Below are 20,707 nucleotides of genomic sequence, written 5' to 3' on the forward strand. Positions count from 1 at the left end.
GGCCGTGGCTGACTCTCCTATCTGCTGGTGAATGCCAATCGTCAAAATCGTCAAGATAACAACGCAGGTGTAGATAAGGGCGCCGGTACCTTGCTAGGAGCTTCAGTTTTGCCTAAAAAAGCAGCACATCTTCCGAGTAATATGAAGGCACTAAAACCCAGCATTAGCTCCTTGCGACCTCATATTACCCAACTAGCATTTTTCGTCGCAAAATGGATAACTTCTAGTTGATATACTGCAGCATGGTCTACTAGGCAGTTTCAACCCTGTGTCGGATGATAAGCAAGAGAAAGATGGAGAAGCTCTAACGGAGTTGCACTGCGAATCATTACTTGCCTGGTCCTGAGATTTTTCTAGGGAATAAATGGCAGGCCTTGCTGTATAGTCTGAAAATGCAAGGACTATAGGTGGTTCGCCAAGGTATGAATTGACTTTCTCTTTACTTAGACTCGGCGGTATAAACAAGATGCGTGTGGATTCTGTTTTAGCGATACCATCGGCCTGAACTGTAACTCCAATCGTAACCCATTGACCCGCCGCAAGGCTAGAGGGGCTCAGCCAGGTCACAGAGCTTTCGTCATCGTCTAGCAGTATTCCGGCCGAAGCCGTCCATTTATATGAGTCTGGCTTTACCGACTCATCCAACGTAGCCTTGAACTCGATGGTTTCATCTGGAACTGCTACAGGTTTGCTAAAAGTAATATCTATTGTTTTAAAATTAGGTTGCCTGAAATCGGACGCGTTAATGATAGCAAATGAGGCAAACGCGATTGCTGCCACTGAGAATGTAAGAGTAGCCATTCCGTATGCTTTGTGATACCTCGGCCAGTTGGTTTTGTTTCTTAGTGCGATACATCGACTGTTGGCGTCGGCAACGAGGAATGCGATCGTAGCAAATAGAAGTGATAGCGCACTTAATCCAGCACTTGTTGCTATCAGCCAAAATGCGTCATGCGGCAGTTTAAAGTTATTAATGAAGCCCGGAAGTAATAGCAGCAATCCTCCGGAAATGCCAACTACCGTTTTAGCCCGTTTATCGGCAGCTTCTGCAAATGCCACTGTGTCTTGGTTCATGATTGCTCTCCTCAAAGTCAATCGATGCAAAAACGCCCTTACAACCGTAGCTGAGCTAACCAATATTTGCGTCTCCCTTCGGCGCTTGGGCTGGGCGGCCCGCGACCGATGGTCGCTACGCAGTCGGGCGCTGAACCGAGCTACACCTCAGGTTCTCACCCGTGCGTTACCGAAAGTGTTGGTACTGATTGCGGAAGCCGAATCCGACCTAACATCAGAACCTCGCTATTTGAGCTTATCGGATGCGCAGGAAGTCGCCTCGGATTTCCTAGACCCTCGATGTCGGCTTTCGGCCGATTCTGTTGAAAAAGTCGATCATGGTTTCCACGGCAGAAAAGTACGCGTCCGAGATTGAAATCTTTACTTTTGGCAGAGGTTTCCAGACGCAGATTTCACGCAGCAGCGTGCAAAAATGGCGTTCTCACTAGGCAATGGCCAAGCAGTTTTGGATAACCGACTTTTTCAACAGAATCGGCCAAAAGTGGACGGTGGACACGGTGATGGCATATGGGTAGGGTCACTGATGCTGCTTCCGACTCTAGAAGGTAGCAGGGCTTGCCGTCATCTATGTCGCGTTTCCCCCTGAGCAATGTCGCGTATGCCGCGACCACCTCTGAGCTAGACAAGGACTTACAGGACGACAAGGAACGTTATTCGACACGCCATCGCGACAAGAAACGCGATATGGCATGTCGCCTAAGGAGGCACCATGGATTTCGTAGTCATTGACGTTGAAACCGCCAATCCCGACCTCGCTAGCATCTGCCAAGTTGGCATCGCCGTTTTCTCAAACGGACAATTCTCAGAGTCATGGAGCACGCTCGTTAATCCAAATGACTACTTTGATTCTCACAACGTTTCAGTTCATGGCATAAATGAGGAAATGGTTACATCGGCACCGCATTGGATAGAAGTACATGATCGCCTGAAAGCTAATTTCTCTAATCAAATATTAGCTAGCCATACGCCATTCGACAGAACTGCAATTCGTAGGGCCTGTGAAAAGTCTTCAACAACCTCACTAGATTGCCAGTGGCTTGATACGGCGCGAGTTGTTAGGCGCACTTGGCCTATTTTTTCGCAGTCTGGTTATGGGCTTGCAAATGTTGCCGCTCACTTCGGCATAAGCTTCAAGCATCACGACGCAGAAGAGGATGCGCGTGCTGCGGGTGAAATATTGCTTAGAGCAATTCAGGAAACTGGTTCAAGTGCTGCCGATTGGTGCTCTTTGGCATTGCGACCAACTGCTTCATTATCATCCTCCGAGGTTCGCACCACCAATCCAGACGGCCCATTATTCGGTAATGTGGTTGTGTTCACCGGAGCACTTTCAATACCGCGCCAAGAAGCTGCAAATGTTGCAGCGTTAGCAGGCTGCGATGTCGCAACTGGCGTCACGAAACATACCACTCTGCTTGTTGTCGGCGACCAAGACATTCGCATGCTGGCTGGCGCAGAAAAGAGCGCTAAGCATAGAAAGGCCGAAGAGCTTATGGCTAAAGGCCAGAAAATTCGCATACTCGGAGAAAGCGACTTTGGCCTCTTCATTGGTGCGTAGTCGTCATTAGCCATATGGCGCATAACAAGTTACTCAAGGATCGACGTTTTGGAATGCGCCAATACGTGCCCTTAATTCCAAAGATAGGATCAAGAGGATTGCATGGACAAACTTATATCATTGGTCTCAAGCCTAGAAGCAGCAATTCGCTACCTTCTGAGTGGCGCTGTGATTGCGACCTTCTTGGTGATGAGCCGGAATGACCCTTGGACCATCGTTCAATGGGCTCTGTCCAATCAAGTTCCCACTGCATTGTGTGTGGCTCTTATCGGATTTACAGCTTTCTCAATCTACCGACTCTTTCTGTGGGTTGTTTTCGATTTTATAGCTTGGAAAATGAAGGCGTCGGCGCCGGCATTGTTTTTTGTGGAAGGTGTTACCTATGCCAAGCCATACGCTAAGTTTCTTCGCTGGAGGCACTCAGAAGACCTGCCTCAGTCGCTTAGCGGATATCTAACCTACCGCTGGTCTGTCGCACATTTCGCCTTTGTTTCCGGCACGGCGGGTCTCGGCGCAGCATTCATTGGCCAAAGCAATTCCGTTATTGTCGACCATCGATGCATGGTAGTGCTCGTTTCACTTTGCATCGCTGCGTTCGGCTTCTTGCAGATTGCTTTTCTTTACCAAACGGAAAGGGAGTTGTGTCGTGATCACAAACCAGTTGCGGTGGAGCAAGAGCCTAACTAGCGGTTCAAGCCATTCGCTCCGCTCACTCAGGACGGACTAAAGCCTGCCCCTTAACTTGAACGTTATGAATGCCTGCAAAGGGTCGAATAATGACCACAACGCAACGTGACTGAACCACCCTTGTCCTCCCTCAACCTGGAGGACAAGCCATGAACTCAAGGCAAGTCCATGAGCGAAGCGAACGACTTGAGCCAGTTGTTAGGTATGAGTGGTCTTGAGTGAGGGGATAGGTATCACACCGGTACGACGGCTGTTCCTGTCTTGCTCTCGGTGGCAAATTTTATAAGCACTTGACCACACTTAGATCTTTCGATCATTTCCGGCGATACGGGAATCTTCAATCGGACCCATGTGCTATCCCTGCTGCCAGGGTCTAAGAGTGTGTAAGTGGTCTTGTTGTCCGTGCCGAACTTGATTTGCAGTGATTTCTTAAAGAGGCCGGACTTAAAGTTTGAAGCAACTGATGCACCAGCGCGCGAGAAGAAGAAAAATCTGCGCACACGCGGCCGGAATGCAGCAGCCGCTAAGAAAACTGGCGCGCCTGTCTGGTTGATGATCTGAATGCGAAGGACAGGTTGAGGGGAGTCGGGAGATGCTGCGCCAACCTGATCTTGGGGTTCGTTGAAGACGGCATGATCGACATATACCTGAGCAGTCAAACCTTTGAGGCCACGGCCTCGATAGTCGAGCAGAGTGGTTTGGAGGCGGAGCCAGACCCAAGCTAGTACCGCAATGGCCACGCCCACCAAGCCTTTCGCTACCTCGGCTGGAATCGACTCAAGGATTTTCTGTAGCAGTTCAGCCATGGTCATTGCTGCCATCTCCGACGGTTTGTTCAGAGTGATCTGGTGATGCCTAGCGTTCGCGGCCTCACATGGGACCGTTGGTTTGCAGCGAATGGTCAGGAATCAAGCCAGTCAAGTATTTCCTAGAAACAGCGGCATGGCCTCCGTGGAGATTAGAAAGCCTTTGGCAGTGTGTCCACAGCCTGCTTCTGGCCGACAGCTGACTATCGGAGCGTGTTGTTATCGATCCAAAGCATTCACACTCCACGTCTGCGCAGGTGCCCCCTTCCGGTTTTTCTCTTGATATTCCCCTTCCCGACAGCGTTCAACAATTTCTGGAACGTTGAGCATTCAATGTGACGAGCAGCAGGGCAGCACGCTACTCGACGAAGCTCGTCGCGTATGACGCTGAGTCGCTCGATAGTGCGGTCCAGTTCGTCTGCCTTTTCGTTAAGCCGCTGACGATCAATGTCAGGCTGCCCCTCTGCGTCCAGCATGGCGAGGAGATCGTCTAGTGAAAGCTCTGCCGATTGCCCGAGCGCGATCAAGGACAAACGCTGGAGTACATCGGCACGAAACACGCGAATCAGGCCACGACGACCGATTGAACTGATAAGACCTTTCTCTTCGTAGTAGCGCAGCGTTGAAGCCGGTAGACCGGAACGTCGTGCCACCTCACCAATATCCAGCTCTTTCATGCTTGACCTCAAGTCGACTTGAACTTGCAGACTGCTCGGATCAAACCGCCAAAACAGGCTCAAGGCAAGGAGCAATACCATGGGAATAGCCGAGACCGCACTGCGCATTCTGTTTGTTGGAATGGGGGCCACGCTGATTATGGACGTGTCGGGTTTTGTTCAAGCACGAGTGTTTGGTCTAGCGTCGTTTGACTATGGCTTGGTTGGTCGCTGGCTGGGTCACATGTTGCAAGGACGGTTTCGTCATGCCTCGATCATGGCGGCGCCTCCTATCAGGAATGAACGTCTGATGGGGTGGGTATTCCATTACATCACGGGTATCGTCTTCGCGATGGTGCTGATCGGTGCGAAAGGGCCTGCGTGGATCTGCAACCCCACGCTAGTACCTGCGCTGGTGATGGGGTTGTTCAGTGTGATTGCGCCTTTTTTCATCATGCAGCCCGCGCTCGGCTTCGGCGTTGCCGGTTCGAAGACAGGGGCACCTAGCGTGGCAAGGCGCAGGAGCGTCACTGCGCATCTGACGTTTGGACTGGGACTTTTTGTGGCGGCATCGCTGTTGATGATGCTCTTTCCAACATCGTTCTGCCTAAGTTGAGTGCTTTTGGTACAGCGCTAGTGCCTGCCTTTGGCCGTTTTCGGTCATTCTCGGAGGCGGAGGTAAAAAACCCGGCATAGAGCGCCGGGTTTTTTCATTGGCAAACGGTTACCTACTGCCGCGGCTCCACGTTATCCAACACCCGATTCGCCAATAACGAACTCAGTTCAATCAACTGCTGAATCCCCTGCGCCACATGACGTCTCGATCCTTCCAGATCAAACGCCAGGTCACTCACCATCGCATCAGCCGAAGCCAGCGTCTCGCTGAGGTTGGCAAGCAAACATTCGTTATCGAGGCCTTTCACGACGGCGTACAGCTGCCCTGGTTTGGGGGCGTCTTTGGATTTATCCGGTTTCGGTAGCAAGTAGTGATCGAGCACCCGTTTGGTGGTTTCGTCTTGCTGCTTGGCTTTGGATTTTGCCGATGTAGGGGTGGAACCTGCCTCTGGCGGATTCGGAGTTATTTTGAACATTGGTGTGATCCTCATAATGGGCCGCACCATCTCGCTACTAAACGAAAGGGTGGCGGCTGTGCGCAAGTTAGTAGACCGGTGAATCACACCAAAACCGGCGCGCCCGAAGGCGCCATGCGCACAGCCACCATCAAGAACAGGCAAGTGCCTGACTGATGAGACTTGTACAACCGAGGTGTGAACCGGGCTACTAAACCCGACCACTGATGGGCAGTGGCAGGAAGACAATAGAACCCAGGAACAAGGCGCACAAGCGGGCGGATTCTGGCGTAGTTGTAGGCAAAGGCGCAAGGATGCGTAGCTTGATAGAGGGGTGTAGGTGGGAGCTGTAGGAGGGAGTCTTTTTGGCGCTGCGGGCGGCTTGTTCCGCTCCGGAGCCGGGGCTAGATCGCGATAGCGGTCCAACTCCCAACCGGTCAATCACCGACCCACTTCCTGAACGCCTCGACGCCCAACCGGCCCACGAATGCCTGCCTGATGGCGCGAACCAGCTTCTATGCTTGTATACAGCGCCAACCCCCGCTGGGGTTTTCCCATGTTTCGTTAGCGAGCCTCCAAGCCCTTGTGTATGCGCATTGTAGTGCTGGCCCTGGTCCTCACGCTGTTCGGCTGCGCTACCGCGTCGGACCCGCCGAGGGGCGAGGGTGGCGATAGGCGGTCCTTCTATGTGGTGGATCATGGCCTGCATACCGGGTTGGTAATTGCGCGCCCCGATCTGCTTCAGGTGCTTCCCGCACTGGCTGAAGAATTCAGCGACGGCGACTTCGTTGAGTTCGGCTGGGGTGACGAGGATTTCTACCGAGCCCCACAGGCCACCTTGAGCCTGGCCCTGCGAGCCTTGTTCGGGTCGACGGCAACCGTGCTGCATGCGGTCAAGATTGACGGGGACCCCAGGCGGCGCTTCGCCGCAAGCGAGGTCATCGAGGTGCGGGTGACGGAGGACGGCTACCGACGACTGCTCGCGTTCGTGGCCGGGACCTTCACCCATTCGGCGACGGGCACCTTGGTGGTGCTCGGGCCTGGCCTGTATGGAGAGAGCCGGTTCTACCAGGCCGAGGGTCGCTATTCGCTGTTTTATACCTGCAATACCTGGGTCGCAGAGGCGCTGGCCGCGAGCAACTGTCCAATGTCGCCTGCCGCGGTGATTACAGCGGGGAACGTCATGTCGCAGTTGCGCCGGGCGACAGCGGTCGGTGCATCCTGCCTGGCTACCCGCTAACCCGTGCCTGACGGCGGTGTATTCCAGTGATGCTGACATCCAGTTTCAGTGAGTGTGACCCACCCAAAATCACGCGAAAAGTCTGCTAGCCTCATTGTGATATTGGATCCCCGGAATGGATCGCTCAGCTTCAGCCAGAGTCATCGCGTCGAGTGTTGGCTATAGCACCACGGCAGATAGAAGAGGTTCAAATGTCCAACGAATACTCGGTCTATCGCCGAAACGGGACCTACTACGTTCGCGACTTGAAAGGTAACCGCTGGACCGTGCAGCAAAGGTACGGAACCAGAGACCTTAGCGATGGCTCGCCCATCGATCCGTACGAAGAAATCTTGCTGGAGAATGATCGGTCGATCGTGCGTGTCATTCCCAAGACGGGCCGTGCCCCGACCTACGGACGCTTTTCCAACTACAAGAATGCCTCACCGGGAAAAATTACCAAACGCAGGTTTCGAGCCGTCAATCACGGGCTGATGAACTTCGTGCTGCTGCAAGGTTCATGGGCTTGGTTTGTGCCCTACGAGGGCAAGAAACAACCGCCGGTGCACGATCTGATGCATGGCTTCGTCGGTAAACGCATACACACTAAAAAAATGAAAGCTGCGACATTGGCAGAAGTGGGCGAGGAACTGTCTGCAACGCAGTACGCTCGCAAGGGGGGCACGCTCACCTTCAACAAGGGGCATTCGGCAATTCGGTACGACTGGTGCCATTTGGTCGGTCATGGGCTGCTGGGTAAAGACATTGCGGACAACATCGTAGCGGCAACCACTTTCCAAAATTCTGAACAGCTGATTCTCGAGACCGTCCTGCATGACTACCGGATGGAGGGAATGATGTTGAAAGTCGAAGCGAAACTAGCCTACGGCTGGAAACACCTGGCGGAGTCCATCTGGTTCAGGGTCATGCTGAATGGCGACACCATCTACTCACGAACCATGGATGCAAGACGGGCCACCAAGCCAGACTTCAACGAGTACACCGAAGTCTCGACGGATATGCGGCGTCAACTGAACCGTGGGCTCAAAAAGCATTACTCGGGCGACGACATGACCATGGACACCTTCGAGGCCATCGGCAATAAGTTGGGGATCGTTGACCCTTCACAATCCACCGGTCTCTGGAAGTCTCTTATGGAGACACTTCGCGGAGAGGACGAACTGGCTGCGGACTTGATGGACTGAACGTTCGAGGGGTGTGCAACTGGAAAAGTGAGCTTATTCGTCCGCATCTACGGATAGAAGAACCAAAACCCGACGCAAAACGTCGGGTTTTTTCGTTGGGAAAAAATACTGTTGTAGGCACATTCAGCACTGATGCAAGCTGACCCGCCGCTATCGCGAGCAAGCTCGCTCCCACAGTGGGTGTCTGGGCTGACGGTGTTCCTGAAACAACTGGATCGGTAGGAGCGGGTAGGAGCTGGTAGGAGCTGTCGAGTGAAACGAGGCTGCGATCTTGTCCCAGACAATTGAGTCATGAGTGAAAGATCAAAATCAAAAGATCGCAGCCTCGTTTCACTCGACAGCTCCTACACAGCTCCTACCAGCTTCCACACCGCTCCTACAGGTGGGGCGAGTCCCCGCTACAAAGGTTGCGCCGTTATTTACGCTTGAGCATCTCCGGCAACTGCGCCACCAACTTCTGGTTATTCAGCGGCGCACGAATAAACCCGCGCTGGGTGCCGTCCGGGCCGATGACGGCGAGGTTGCCGCTGTGATCGACCGTGTAGTTGGGTTTGCTGGTGTCCGCCGGGATGAACGGAATGCTCACCGCATTGGCGAGTGTTTGCAGGTCTTCCACCGAGGCGGCGGTCAGGCCGATGAACTGCGGGTCGAAGTAGCCCAGGTACTGCTTGAGTTGCTTGGGCGTGTCGCGGTTCGGGTCGACGCTGACCAGTACGATCTGCAACTTATCCACAGCCTCGGGCGGCAGTTCGCTCTTGATCTGGCGCAGTTGGGCGAGGGTGGTCGGGCAGATGTCCGGGCAGAAGGTGTAGCCGAAGAACAGCAGGCTCCATTTGCCTTTCAACTCGTCCATCGCCACGGGCTGGCCGTCCTGGTCGGTCATCTTCACGTCCGGCAGGTTGCGGCTTTGGGGCAGCAGGATGATGCCGGCATCGATCAGCGCCGTCGGGTCGCCCTGGCCTTTGCCGGACAGCACCTTGTTGATGGTCAGGCCGAGGATCAGCGCGATCACGGCCACGAGGATGAAGACGGTTTTCTGGGTTCGAGTCATAGGCTCAACAGTAAGTAGTGATCTACAAGCAGGGCGATGAACAGCAGGAACAAGTACCAGATAGAGTACTTGAAGGTGTTGATCGCCGCGTGCGGCCGACTGCCACGGTACAACACCACGGCCCATTGCAGAAACCTGGCGCCCAATACGAGCGCGCAGACAAGATAGAGCATGCCGCTCATATGGATCACGAACGGCATCAGGCTCACCGCCAGCAGCACCAGGGTGTACAGCAGGATGTGGATCTTGGTGTAGTGCTCGCCGTGGGTCACCGGCAGCATCGGAATGTCAGCCTTGGCGTATTCCTCCTTGCGGTGAATCGCCAGGGCCCAGAAGTGTGGCGGGGTCCAGGCGAAGATGATCAGCACCAGCAAGAGCGGTTCGGCGCTGACATGACCGGTGGCCGCGACCCAGCCCAGCAACGGTGGTGCCGCGCCGGCGAGGCCGCCGATGACGATGTTCTGCGGCGTCGCCCGTTTCAGGAAACCGGTGTAGATCACCGCGTAGCCCAGCAGCGAGGCCAAAGTCAGCCAGGCCGTCAGCGGGTTGGTGAACGCCAGCAGTAACGCTTGGCCGGCCACCGCCAGCGCGAGGGCGAAGGTCAGGGCGGCGGCGGGTGAGATTCGCCCTTCGGCCAATGGCCGTTTGTGGGTGCGGGCCATCACCGCGTCGATGCGTCGGTCCACCACATGGTTGACCGCCGCCGCGCCGCCGGCACACAGGGCGATGCCCAGGTTGCCGAACACCAAAACTGTCCACGGCACCCCGGCGCGGGTGGCGAGGAACATGCCGACCAGCGAGGTGATCAGCATCAGCACCACCACTTTGGGCTTGGTCAGCTCCAGGTAATCGCGCCAGATCGCTTGGCTGTGGCGTTCACCGGTCAAGGTTGCCATGGCATCTCTCCTTTTATTGTTATGGGGCTGACGCCGTGTTTAGGCGGGTTGAACCGCCAGCGCAGCGGGACTTGATGCTTGACCCGCACCAGGCTGGTACGGGCGTGATAGTTGACCAGCACCAGGGTCAGCAACAGTGCGGCGCCCCCGGCGTTGTGGGCGACGGCCACCGGCAGTGGCAGATGGAACAGCACGTTGCTGATGCCCAGGGTGATCTGCGCCGCGAGTGCGGCCAGCACCAGCCCGGCCAGCCGGGTCATGCCGACGGTTTTCAACTGCCAGGCCAGCCCCAGCAACACCACGGTCACCAGCAAGGCGCCGATGCGGTGGGTCAGGTGGATGGCGGTGCGGGCGTCGCTGTCCAGTTGCCCGCCCAGGTAGTTGGGGCCGATGTGCTGGGTCAGGTGGAAGCCGTTGGCAAAATCGGCCGGCGGTAGCCACTGGCCGTGGCAGGTGGGGAAGTCGATGCAGGCCACGGCGGCGTAGTTGGAGCTGACCCAACCGCCCAGGGCGATCTGGCCGATCACCAGCAGCAGCCCGGCCGTGGCCCAATGTTGCAGGCGCTTGGGCACGGTCAGCGCCGGCAGCACGCCGGACAAGCGCAAGGTGAGCAGAAACAGCAGGCTCAACGTCGCGAAGCCGCCGAGCAAATGCCCGGTGACCACTTGTGGCCAGAGCTTGAGGGTTACGGTCCACATGCCGAACGCCGCTTGCGCGAAGACCACGGCCAGTAGGAACAGCGGCAACTTCACAGGTTGGCCGGGGCGGCGACGGTTCATCCAGGCCCGGGCGGCCAGCACGGTAATCAACAGCCCCAGGGTCCCGGCAAAGTAGCGATGGACCATCTCATTCCAGCCTTTGTGGGCCTCCACCGGGGCGTCGGGAAAGTGCAGTTCGGCATGGGCCAGTTGGGCTTCGCTCTTGGGCACGCTGATAAAACCGTAGCAGCCGGGCCAGTCCGGGCAGCCGAGGCCGGCGTGGGTGAGCCGGGTGTAGGCGCCCAGCAGGACGACGATCAGTGCCAGCAGCGTGGCAAACAGCGCGAGGCGAAATCCAGGTTTGGCCATGTCGATGCCCTCATCCGATGTTCGACAGTTTCAGCAAGTGGCGCAGGTCGTTGAGCAGGTCCTTGCCCTTGACCCGGGCGTCGTAGCGCAGCACCAGGTTGCTGTGGGGATCGATGATCCACAGCTGGGCGCCGCCGGAGCCTTGGGCGCCTTTCTGATAGGCCGGCAGGTCCAGTGGGTAGCGTTGCAATTGCGGGTATTCGCGCTGCAGCTGGGCGTCGTACTCAGCGTCCAGCGGTTGAGCCACGGCCAGGGCATGGCTGGCGCGGGAGGCTTCGCGGCCCAGGCCGATCTGCACCTGCCGGGCCAGGTACACCAGTTGCCGGCAATCCACCGAACATTCCTGCGGTGCGGTGACCAGGATCTGCCAGCGCTGCTCGTCGGCCTGCACGCCAATCTCGGCGCGGGTCTGGCCGGTGCCGATCAGTTCGCCGTGGTAGCTGCGGCTGTCGGGCACCCAGAACTGGAATTTGTACATGCCGGTGGCCAGGATCATCGGGCCGACCACTCCGAGCACGATCAGCAGCAATTGCAGGCGTCCCTTGCGACGGTTGGGTGCCATAGGCGCCTCAGACGTGTTGGTTGGATTCATGGTGTTTCCCATGGTGTCTCCCTGCGTTGTGCCATCCGAGATAAAGGAACAGGCCGAACAGTGCCGCCGCCATGGCGAACCACTGCACGGCATAGCCGAGGTGTTTTTCCGGGCCCATGGCGACCACCGGCCAATCGGTCCGGTAGGCGCCGGGGCCGCTTTGTTGGCGCAGTTCATAGGCGAAGCCGTTGCGGCCCAGTTCGGCCCAGAGCTTGTCCGGTTCGATGGTGGTGACCAGTCGTGGCCACGGCGCGCCCGCCGGGTCGGCGTGAAGCTGGAAGGTGGCGCCCGGGGCGACGTAGACCCAGGCCTGGAGGTTCACCGGTTGTTGCGGTGTGTTGAAGACCGGCGGGGTGCGCCGGTCGGGCCAGGGCAGCCAGCCGCGATTGACCAGCAGCCACAGCCCGGTGCGGTGGTCGAGAAAAGGTTGCAGCAACTCGACGCCGACCTTGCCGTCGTGTTGGCGGTTGTCCAGCAGGATGCTGTGCTCGACGTCGAACTGGCCTTGCAGCGTGACCGGTCGAAAGGCCGGATCGCTGGTGTGCACAAGCTCGGTGCTGTCCATCGGCGGTGCCACGCGGCGCTCGGCGTAATTGTCCATGAGCACACGCTTGTGTTCGCCCCGGCTCAATTGCCAGAACCCCAGGCACACCATCACGGGCACCAGCACGGCCACCACCAGTGACGGCACGATGCCTGGCCGGAAGTGTTTCATGGCGCCGTCCGAAAGCCGTCGAACGGGATAGCTATACTCACGTGCATCGCGTCCCCCCGGAGTGTCCCTAATGCTAAAAGCAGCCATCGTCCTGATGCTGATTGCCACGGTTGTCAGCCTCTTCAGCGGCCTGTTTTTTCTGGTCAAGGACGACAGCAGTTCCAATCGCCTGGTCATCGCCCTGGCGATCCGGGTCAGCCTGGCCGCCGTCACCGTCGGCTTGATCGCCTGGGGTTTCTTCAGCGGCCAGTTGGTGTCCCACGCGCCTTGGTAGTCGTGCCTCAGAGCACGTAGACGAAGACGAACAAGCCGATCCACACCACATCGACGAAGTGCCAGTACCAGCTCGCCGCCTCGAAGCCGAACTGGTGCTCGTTGTCGAAGTGCCCGCGCATGATGCGCATCAGCATGACGAACAGGATGATCGTGCCGATGGTGACGTGGGCGCCGTGGAAACCGGTGAGCATGAAGAAGGTCGCGCCGTAGACGCCGGAGCCCAGGGTCAGGCCCAGTTCCTTGTAGGCGTGGATGTATTCCTCGGCCTGGAAGCCCAGGAAGGCGCAACCCAGCAGCACGGTGATCGCCAGCCAGATCTTCAGCGCACCGCGATGGCCCTTTTTCAGGGCGTGGTGGGCGATGGTGACGGTGACGCTGGAGCTGACCAGCAGGATGGTGTTGAGCAGCGGCAAGCCCCAGGGGCTGATCACATCCTTGGGTGCCGGGAAGAGTTTCGGGTCGGGGTTGTTCAGCAACGGCCAGGCGAACTCGAAACTCGGCCAGAGCATGTGTGACAGGCCCTTGGTGCCTTCACCCGCCAGGCCTGGTACCGAGATGTTGCGCACATAGAACAGCGCACCGAAGAACGCGATGAAGAACATCACTTCGGAAAAGATGAACCAGCTCATGCCCCAGCGGAACGAGCGATCGAGCTGTGCGCTGTACAGCCCGGCGCGGCTTTCCTTGACCACCGCGCCGAACCAGCCGAACAGCATGTAGGCCAGCAGAAGACCGCCGACAAAAAAGATCAGCGGCCCGTGGGAATCCGGGCGCGCCGCCTTAAGGTCGTTGAACCAGGTTGCCAGGCCATACACCGTGACGAACATCCCGACCGTAGCGATGATCGGCCATTTGCTCTGGGCCGGAACGTAATAGTGTTCGTGAGTTGCCATTTATTGTTCTCCTTATCGGGCACGCTATCGGTCAGTGTTTAGAGCCACCGGTGGATGACGAGCGGTGATATCGAACAGCGTGTAGGACAGCGTCAGGTGCTTCACTTCCTTGGGCATGTCCCGGTCGACGATGAAGCGCATGGGCATTTCGATGCGTTCGCCGGGTTGCAGCACTTGCTGGGTAAAACAAAAACATTCGGTCTTGTGGAAATACGCTGCCGCGTTGCTTGGCGAGATACTCGGCACCGCTTGGGCGCTCATCGGCCGGTTGGTGGGGTTGTGGGCGACGAACACCATCTCGTTCACCGCTCCTGGCTTGACCACCAGCTCATCGCCTTTGGGGTAGAAGTCCCAGACCATGTCCACCGAATTGGTCGACAGGAACTGCACCCGCACCTGGCGTGACTCATCGACGGTCTGCTCGCCTTCGTACTGCCCGCCGGTCTTGCCGTTGATGCCGAACGCCTTGCACATCACGTCATAGATCGGCACCAGGGCAAAGCCGAAGATGAACATGGCCATCACCACCAGCAACAGGCGGGTGACCAGTTTTTTCATCGAGATCGAATCAGCCATGATTTCCAGCCCCTACCCAGAACCCTGTGTCATCTATTTCACTTCCGGCGGCGTAGTGAAGGTGTGATACGGCGCCGGCGACGGCACGCTCCACTCCAGCCCTTCTGCCCCGTCCCACGGCTTGGCCGGTGCAGGCGGGCCGCCACGGATGGTCTTGATCACGATGAACAGGAAGAAGATCTGCGTAGTGCCGAACATGAAGGCGCCGATGGACGAGACCATGTTGAAGTCGGCGAATTGCAGGTTGTAGTCGGGAATCCGCCGGGGCATGCCCGCCAGGCCGACGAAGTGCATCGGGAAGAACGCCATGTTCATCCCCACGAACGACAGCCAGAAGTGCAGCTTGCCGAGGGTTTCGTCATACATGTGGCCGGTCCATTTCGGCAGCCAGTAGTAGGCCGAGGCGAAGATCCCGAAGATCGCGCCGGGCACCAGCACGTAGTGGAAGTGCGCGACCACGAAGTAAGTGTCCTGGTACTGGAAGTCCGCCGGGGCGATGGCCAGCATCAGCCCGGAGAAACCACCGATGGAGAACAGGATCACGAACGCCACGGCAAACAGCATCGGCGTTTCGAAAGTCAGCGAGCCTTGCCACATGGTGCTGGCCCAGTTGAACACCTTCACCCCGGTGGGCACGGCAATCAGCAGGGTGGCGTACATGAAGAACAGCTCGCCCACCAGCGGAATGCCGACCACGAACATGTGGTGCGCCCAGACGATGAACGACAGGAACGCGATGGCGGCCGTGGCATAGACCATCGAGGTGTAGCCGAACAACGGCTTGCGCGAGAACGCCGGGATGATCGAGCTGACGGCACCGAAGGCCGGCAGGATCATGATGTACACCTCGGGGTGGCCGAAGAACCAGAACACGTGCTGGAATAGCACCGGGTCACCGCCGCCGGCGGCACTGAAGAAGCTGGTGCCGAAGTGGATGTCCATCAGCATCATCGTCACGCAGCCGGCCAGCACCGGCATCACTGCGATCAGCAGGAACGCGGTGATCAGCCAGGTCCAGACGAACAGCGGCATTTTCATCAGGGTCATGCCAGGGGCACGCAGGTTGAGGATGGTGGCGATCACGTTGATCGCGCCCATGATCGAGCTGATGCCCATCAGGTGGATGGCAAAGATAAAGAATGTCACGCTTTCCGGCGCATACGTGGTGGACAGCGGCGCATAGAAGGTCCAACCGAAGTTAGGCCCGCCCCCCGCTGTGAACAGCGTTGACACCAACATCAGGAACGCCGCCGGCAACAGCCAGAAGCTGAAGTTGTTCATGCGCGGCAGGGCCATGTCCGGCGCGCCGATCATCAGCGGGATCATCCAGTTGGCTAGGCCGACGAACGCCGGCATGACTGCGCCAAAGACCATCACCAGGCCATGCATGGTGGTCATCTGGTTGAAGAATTCCGGCTGCACGATCTGCAGGCCGGGCTGGAACAGCTCGGCGCGGATCACCATGGCGAACGAGCCGCCCAACAGGAACATCGAGAACGCGAACCACAGGTACAGCGTGCCGATATCCTTGTGGTTGGTGGTCAGTACCCAGCGCATCAGGCCCTTGGCGGGGCCGTGGGCGTGGTCGGCGCCGGCATGACCGTGGTCATCGATCACAGCACTCATGTCCTGTCTCCTTCGAACGAGTGGGCTGGACGGCGCGGGGCGGTGAGCCCCGACCGGTTGCGGGAACGAACGTCAGGCCGGCTCATTGGCTTTCTGCCTGTTTGAGTTCCAGCACTTCTTTAGGCGTCACCATGTCGCCCTTGTTGTTGCCCCAGGCGTTGCGTTCATAGGTCACGACCGCGGCGATATCGACTTCCGACAACTGTTTGCCGAACGCGGCCATGGCGGTGCCGGGCTTGCCGTGGAAGACAATGCTCAGGTGATCCTTGATCGGCCCGGTGGCGATTTTCGAGCCCTTGAGGGCCGGGAACATCGGCGGCAGGCCCTGGCCTTCGGCCTGGTGACAGGCCACGCAGGTGGTGTGGTAGACCTTGTCGCCACGCTCGATGAGTTCTTCGCGCGTCCATTCCTTGCTGGTCAGCTCTTTAAGCTGCGCAGCTTCGGCCTTGCGTTCGCCCAGCCACTTCTCATAGTCGGGCTTGCTCTTGACCTCCACCACGATCGGCATGAAGCCGTGGTCCTTGCCGCACAGCTCGGCGCACTGGCCGCGATAAATGCCGGGCTTGTCGACACGGGTCCAGGCTTCGTTGACGAAGCCTGGGATCGCATCGCGCTTGACCGCGAAGGCCGGCACCCACCAGGAGTGGATCACGTCGGCGGAGGTCACCAGAAAGCGCACCTTGGCATCGACCGGCAGCACCAGCGGCTTGTCGACCTCCAGCAGGTAGTGCTCGCCCTTGGCGCTCTGGTTATGGATTTGTTCGGCGGGGGTGGCCAGGTTGCTGAAGAACTCGACGTCCTGGCCCAGGTACTTGTAGTGCCACTTCCATTGATAGCCGGTGATCTGGATATCGATGTCCGACTCGCTGGAGTCGTACATCTTGATCAGGGTGGCGGTGGCAGGGATCGCCATCAGCACCAGGATCAGGAAGGGCACGATGGTCCAGAGGATTTCGACGCGGGTGTTTTCGTGGAAATGCGCGGCGTTCTGGCCGGTTGAGCGGCGGTGCATCATCATCGACCAGAACATGGCGCCGAAGACGATGATGCCGATGACCACACAAATCCAGAAGATGGTCATGTGCAGGTCGAACACTGCGTTGCTGATCTGTGTCGCTCCAGGCGCCATATTCACAGTCCAGGCCGCTTGCGCCTGGCTGAAAATCGACCACAACAGGAGGCCCATCCATACGTGTGGATGTCGCGTCATTGCGGGTTCCCCTTATCGTTCTTGTTATCCCGTAGGCGTAAAGCCTGCGGCAAGGGATCGGCTATTCAGACTGCTTAATTGACTCGCCGCGCCTTGCTGCACATGCAATCGGGTGTCATCAGCTAACTCCATTCCAAACCGAGTATAGACAGCGCCTGCAACCTCGCAACGCGATGGCGTAAATCGTTTGAAACAGCCGGGGCTTGCGCTAGAGCCCACGAATGGAGAAGGATGCGAACCTGAGTGATGGCAAACCGATATAACTGTGGTGCTGCAAGGAAAGGGACGGTTATGAAAAATAGGTCTTAGGAGTGTTTTTGTGCCAGCTAAGTTATGTCTTCCCTATTTCATTGCCTTTGTTTCCTGGAGTTGTCATGAACACCGCCGCATTGCGCGAGCAGATCCAAAAAGCCCAACAACACGAAGCCGAGACCGGCCAATTGACCCGCCAGCTGGAGGCCCAGCTACCGCATCTGCACGCCGCGATCCAATTGCCGGACATTGACGCCAAGGGCGTCATGACCCGTTTTGTCACCGCTTACATCGAGCAAGTGCCGGACCTGCTGGACGCCGCCAACGAGGTGGCCCGCGAAGCCGGTATCGAATCGCAGATCAAGCCGGTACTGACAATCGCCGAACAGTTTTTTCTCCAGCCACCCAAGGTGATGGAAGGCCACGTTGGCCTGGACAGTTTGCTGGACGAAGCCTACCTGGCCCACCGGCTGGTGGAGGAGGTCAATGACCTGTATATCAAGCATTTCAGCCAGCCGCTGATCCCGCTGGACATGACGGTCGCCAACCTGATCGCTCACCATTTGATCGGTGAACCGTTCGCCAACCAGTTGGATGAAGCCGTGCATCACGCCGTGGACGAAATGCTCGACGAAGACAGCTTTGCGCTGGAATCGGTGGAGTCTTACCGGGAGAAACTCGGCAGCCCGGACACGGGCGCTGCCTGGAAGCGCTGGCCTTGCCTGTCGCGCCAGCTGGGCGTTGGGCTGGAACTGGATCAGCCAGCGGCCTGATCCAGCAGCAAAACATGAGCCCCCTGTGGGAGCGGGCTTGCTCGCGAAGACGGAGTGTCAGGCGGCCTATCAGCCAACTGACCCACCGCTTTCGCGAGCAAGCTCGCTCCCACATTGGGACTTGGGGTGTCAGGCAGAGGCTGCGCCAACCCCTACGGTGGTACGCAACCGCCCTTCCAATCGACGCTTGAGCCCGCGGGATTCGATCAGCAGCTTCGAACCCTTGCTGGCATTCGCTCGGCCCCATTCTTCCAGCAACTCCAGGCACGAGTGATCGATGTAGCTCAGGTTATTGAGCGGCACATGCACGGTCGCACCCGTCGGTATGGTACCCAGCACCTGGGTCAGCGCCGGGACCTTGAGGAAGGTGGCCGCGCCTATCAGCCGCAGCTCCATCTCGCCTTCCTGGGGCAGGTCGATCAAGCTGATTTTCAGCCGCGAGGCTTTCCATGCGAGTTTCGCCAGGGTCAGGCCGAAGCCGATCAGCACACCGGTCAGCAGGTCGGTGAAGATGATCGCCAGCGCCGTTGCGGCGTAGGTGAACATCGGCATCCGGCCATAGCGACCCAGGCTGCGAAACGCCTTGAGGTCCACCAGTTTGAAACCGGTATACACCAACACCCCCGCCAAGCTCGCCACCGGAATGCTTTGCAGCACGCTGGACAGCAACAGCACGAAGAGCAACAACCACAGGCCGTGGAAAATCGTCGACATCCGCGTGGTGGCCCCGGCCTGGACGTTGGCCGAGCTGCGCACGATCACCCCGGTCATCGGCAGGGCGCCGAGCAAGCCGCAGAGCATGTTGCCGATACCTTGCGCCGACAGTTCGCGGTCGAAGTCCGCACGATCACCGCTGTGCATGCGATCCACCGCAGCCGCCGACAGCAGGGTTTCAGCGCTGGCGATGAAGGCGACAGCGAAGGCTGCGATCAGCAGCGTCGGGTCGGCCAGGTTCAGCAGGTCCGCCGGGCGCAGCCAATCAATGGCTTCGGCGAGGTTCTCCGGCACTTCCACGCGTTTGACCTGCAAGGCCAGCAGCAGGCTGGCGATGGTCGCCAGGCCTACGCCAAGCAAGGCGCCGGGAATGAAGCGCAGGCTGTGGGGGCGAAATTTTTCCCACAGCCACATCACCGCAATCGTCGACAAACCGAGCAGGCCGGCCTGCCAGCCCAGGGACGGCAAGGCCTGGGCCACCGCCGCCGGGAACGCCGCCAGGTTATCCAGCCCTGACGGCTTGGGTGCCGCGTCGAGCATCACATGGACCTGGGACAACACGATCAGCACGCCGATACCCGCGAGCATCCCGTACACCACCGCAGGCGCGGTGACCCGGAACCAGCAGCCCAGGCGAAAGCGCCCGGCCAACAATTGCAACAGACCGGCCAGCAGCAGGATCGGCCCGAGCATGGCCACGCCATGCTGGCGCACCAATTCGAAGACCAACACCGCCAGCCCGGCGGCCGGGCCACTGACTTGCAGCTTGGAACCTGCCAGGAAACCCACCACCAGGCCACCGATGATGCCGGTGATCAGGCCTTTGGCCGGCGGTAGGCCGGACGCGATGGCAATGCCCATGCACAAGGGCAGCGCCACCAGGAACACAACCACCGAAGCCAACAGCTCCCGTGGCACAACAGCTTTTAATTGAGCAGCACGCATGGCGACTCTCCCGAAGTTTTCTTCAGGCATGGCGAGGCCCTACCGCGCAAAATAGCGGTAAGGCTGAACCACACAAGGATGTTTAGGAGTGGTTAGAAGCGCGCTTTGGGCGTCGCCACCGGTATCGGATGGCTGCCATCGAGCGGCAGGAAACGTCCCTGGTCCGCGTCGTAGGCTTTGATCTCGCTGGTCTCGATGTTGTACACCCAGCCATGGATGAACAATTGACCATTGGCCATGCGCGATGCGACCGAGGGATGCGTTCGCAAATGCTGCAACTGCGCGATCACGTTCTCTTCGGTGAGGATCGACATGGTCTGTTTTTCGTCGCCGCACGGACAGTTGTCGTGGACCATGGTCTTGGCCACTTCGGCGTGGCGCAGCCAGGCCTTTACCGTGGGCATCTTTTCCAGGGTGTCGGGGTTGAGCACGGCACGCATGGCGCCGCAATCGGAATGGCCGCAGACAATGATGTGCTGCACGCCGAGGGCCAGCACGGCGTATTCGATGGCGGTGGAGACGCCGCCGTTCATCTGGCCGTAAGGCGGCACGACGTTGCCGACGTTACGGGTCACGAACAGGTCACCGGGGGAGCTATGGGTGATCAACTCGGGCACGATGCGCGAATCGGCGCAGGTGATGAACATCGCCCGGGGCGCCTGGGCGGTGGCGAGTTTCTTGAAGAGCTCTTCCTGTTGCGGAAAGATCTCGTGATGGAAATGCAAAAAGCCGTCAACAATGTGCTGCAGCGCTGCATCGGCGGTTTCCGCCTCGGGTTGGGCTGAAGCCGACGCAGCCAACGGCTGTTTATCCTTGTCACTCATGATTCATCCTCTTTGACGTTGA

Annotated in this window: 22 protein-coding genes; 7 read left to right on the forward strand and 15 right to left on the reverse strand. The window is 58.3% G+C overall.

Annotated elements, in window-relative coordinates:
- Positions 1-192: 192 nt before the first annotated feature.
- Positions 193-1,074 carry a hypothetical protein gene (locus GFU70_RS00535; RefSeq protein ID WP_153387453.1) on the reverse strand — a complete coding sequence of 294 codons (882 nt, stop codon included), beginning with the start codon at positions 1,072-1,074 and terminating at the stop codon, positions 193-195.
- A 709-nt stretch (positions 1,075-1,783) separates the two neighbouring features.
- Here GFU70_RS00535 and GFU70_RS00540 point away from each other — a divergent pair.
- Together GFU70_RS00540 and GFU70_RS00545 are read left to right on the forward strand one after the other, a co-directional pair.
- On the forward strand, positions 1,784-2,632 hold the full coding sequence (locus tag GFU70_RS00540) for an exonuclease domain-containing protein (protein WP_058542476.1): 849 nt from the start codon (positions 1,784-1,786) through the stop codon (positions 2,630-2,632).
- A 102-nt stretch (positions 2,633-2,734) separates the two neighbouring features.
- A complete protein-coding gene (locus GFU70_RS00545; RefSeq protein WP_058542475.1) occupies positions 2,735-3,319 on the forward strand; it encodes a hypothetical protein in 585 nt (194 codons plus the stop codon).
- 233 nt (positions 3,320-3,552) lie between these two features.
- On the opposite strand, the gene GFU70_RS00550 is transcribed toward GFU70_RS00545, so the two are convergent.
- Entirely contained in the window at positions 3,553-4,131 is a 579-nt protein-coding gene (locus GFU70_RS00550) for a hypothetical protein (RefSeq protein WP_153387454.1), read from the reverse strand.
- 230 nt (positions 4,132-4,361) lie between these two features.
- On the reverse strand, positions 4,362-4,802 hold the full coding sequence (locus GFU70_RS00555; protein ID WP_058542487.1) for a helix-turn-helix domain-containing protein: 441 nt from the start codon (positions 4,800-4,802) through the stop codon (positions 4,362-4,364).
- A gap of 79 nt (positions 4,803-4,881) precedes the next feature.
- On the opposite strand from GFU70_RS00555, the gene GFU70_RS00560 reads away from it, so the two are divergent.
- Positions 4,882-5,397, forward strand: coding sequence for a DUF2938 domain-containing protein (locus GFU70_RS00560; protein WP_058542472.1), 516 nt, complete (start codon positions 4,882-4,884; stop codon positions 5,395-5,397).
- 112 nt (positions 5,398-5,509) lie between these two features.
- Here GFU70_RS00560 and GFU70_RS00565 read toward each other — a convergent pair whose 3' ends face one another.
- A complete protein-coding gene (locus GFU70_RS00565; RefSeq protein ID WP_153387455.1) occupies positions 5,510-5,872 on the reverse strand; it encodes a DUF6124 family protein in 363 nt (120 codons plus the stop codon).
- 568 nt (positions 5,873-6,440) lie between these two features.
- Between GFU70_RS00565 and GFU70_RS00570 the strand changes: the two genes are divergently transcribed.
- Together GFU70_RS00570 and GFU70_RS00575 are read left to right on the forward strand one after the other, a co-directional pair.
- Complete coding sequence (locus GFU70_RS00570) at positions 6,441-7,091, forward strand: DUF2459 domain-containing protein (protein WP_153387456.1); 651 nt, start codon at positions 6,441-6,443, stop codon at positions 7,089-7,091.
- 191 nt (positions 7,092-7,282) lie between these two features.
- Complete coding sequence (locus GFU70_RS00575; RefSeq protein WP_058543185.1) at positions 7,283-8,275, forward strand: hypothetical protein; 993 nt, start codon at positions 7,283-7,285, stop codon at positions 8,273-8,275.
- Positions 8,276-8,690: 415 nt separating this feature from the next.
- Here GFU70_RS00575 and GFU70_RS00580 read toward each other — a convergent pair whose 3' ends face one another.
- The 5 genes from GFU70_RS00580 to GFU70_RS00600 are packed head-to-tail and all read right to left on the reverse strand — an operon-like array spanning position 8,691 to position 12,596.
- Entirely contained in the window at positions 8,691-9,326 is a 636-nt protein-coding gene (locus GFU70_RS00580) for an SCO family protein (protein ID WP_058543184.1), read from the reverse strand.
- Positions 9,323-10,222 (reverse strand): heme o synthase, encoded by a 900-nt coding sequence (gene cyoE, locus GFU70_RS00585; protein ID WP_058543183.1) that lies wholly within the window; start codon positions 10,220-10,222, stop codon positions 9,323-9,325. Before cyoE ends, GFU70_RS00580 begins: the two co-directional genes overlap by 4 nt.
- Positions 10,210-11,289, reverse strand: coding sequence for a COX15/CtaA family protein (locus tag GFU70_RS00590; RefSeq protein WP_153387457.1), 1,080 nt, complete (start codon positions 11,287-11,289; stop codon positions 10,210-10,212). The genes cyoE and GFU70_RS00590 overlap by 13 nt, the downstream gene beginning before the upstream one ends.
- A 10-nt stretch (positions 11,290-11,299) precedes the next feature.
- Positions 11,300-11,893, reverse strand: a complete 594-nt coding sequence (locus GFU70_RS00595) for a hypothetical protein (RefSeq protein WP_058543187.1) — start codon at positions 11,891-11,893, stop codon at positions 11,300-11,302.
- Positions 11,859-12,596, reverse strand: coding sequence for an SURF1 family protein (locus GFU70_RS00600; RefSeq protein ID WP_153387458.1), 738 nt, complete (start codon positions 12,594-12,596; stop codon positions 11,859-11,861). The genes GFU70_RS00595 and GFU70_RS00600 overlap by 35 nt, the downstream gene beginning before the upstream one ends.
- 70 nt (positions 12,597-12,666) lie before the next feature.
- Between GFU70_RS00600 and GFU70_RS00605 the strand changes: the two genes are divergently transcribed.
- Positions 12,667-12,870 (forward strand): twin transmembrane helix small protein, encoded by a 204-nt coding sequence (locus GFU70_RS00605; RefSeq protein ID WP_058543180.1) that lies wholly within the window; start codon positions 12,667-12,669, stop codon positions 12,868-12,870.
- Positions 12,871-12,877: 7 nt separating this feature from the next.
- Here GFU70_RS00605 and GFU70_RS00610 read toward each other — a convergent pair whose 3' ends face one another.
- From GFU70_RS00610 to coxB, 4 genes are all read right to left on the reverse strand, one after another.
- Positions 12,878-13,765: a cytochrome c oxidase subunit 3 gene (locus tag GFU70_RS00610; protein ID WP_153387459.1), complete on the reverse strand. Its 888-nt coding sequence runs from the start codon at positions 13,763-13,765 to the stop codon at positions 12,878-12,880.
- Between the two features lie 24 nt (positions 13,766-13,789).
- Positions 13,790-14,341, reverse strand: coding sequence for a cytochrome c oxidase assembly protein (locus GFU70_RS00615; RefSeq protein ID WP_116643486.1), 552 nt, complete (start codon positions 14,339-14,341; stop codon positions 13,790-13,792).
- Between the two features lie 33 nt (positions 14,342-14,374).
- On the reverse strand, positions 14,375-15,967 hold the full coding sequence (ctaD, locus tag GFU70_RS00620) for a cytochrome c oxidase subunit I (RefSeq protein WP_116643485.1): 1,593 nt from the start codon (positions 15,965-15,967) through the stop codon (positions 14,375-14,377).
- 82 nt (positions 15,968-16,049) lie between these two features.
- Positions 16,050-17,177 (reverse strand): cytochrome c oxidase subunit II, encoded by a 1,128-nt coding sequence (gene coxB / locus GFU70_RS00625; protein ID WP_058544162.1) that lies wholly within the window; start codon positions 17,175-17,177, stop codon positions 16,050-16,052.
- 374 nt (positions 17,178-17,551) lie between these two features.
- On the opposite strand from coxB, the gene GFU70_RS00630 reads away from it, so the two are divergent.
- Positions 17,552-18,202 carry a hypothetical protein gene (locus GFU70_RS00630; RefSeq protein WP_058544163.1) on the forward strand — a complete coding sequence of 217 codons (651 nt, stop codon included), beginning with the start codon at positions 17,552-17,554 and terminating at the stop codon, positions 18,200-18,202.
- 129 nt (positions 18,203-18,331) lie between these two features.
- Here GFU70_RS00630 and GFU70_RS00635 read toward each other — a convergent pair whose 3' ends face one another.
- Together GFU70_RS00635 and GFU70_RS00640 are read right to left on the reverse strand one after the other, a co-directional pair.
- A complete protein-coding gene (locus tag GFU70_RS00635; protein ID WP_153387460.1) occupies positions 18,332-19,861 on the reverse strand; it encodes a SulP family inorganic anion transporter in 1,530 nt (509 codons plus the stop codon).
- 92 nt (positions 19,862-19,953) lie between these two features.
- Positions 19,954-20,685 carry a carbonic anhydrase gene (locus GFU70_RS00640; protein ID WP_058544165.1) on the reverse strand — a complete coding sequence of 244 codons (732 nt, stop codon included), beginning with the start codon at positions 20,683-20,685 and terminating at the stop codon, positions 19,954-19,956.
- Positions 20,686-20,707 lie beyond the last annotated feature (22 nt).

Origin of the sequence: Pseudomonas brassicacearum (assembly GCF_009601685.2) — a bacterium.
Taxonomy (GTDB): Bacteria; Pseudomonadota; Gammaproteobacteria; order Pseudomonadales; family Pseudomonadaceae; genus Aquipseudomonas; species Aquipseudomonas kilonensis_B.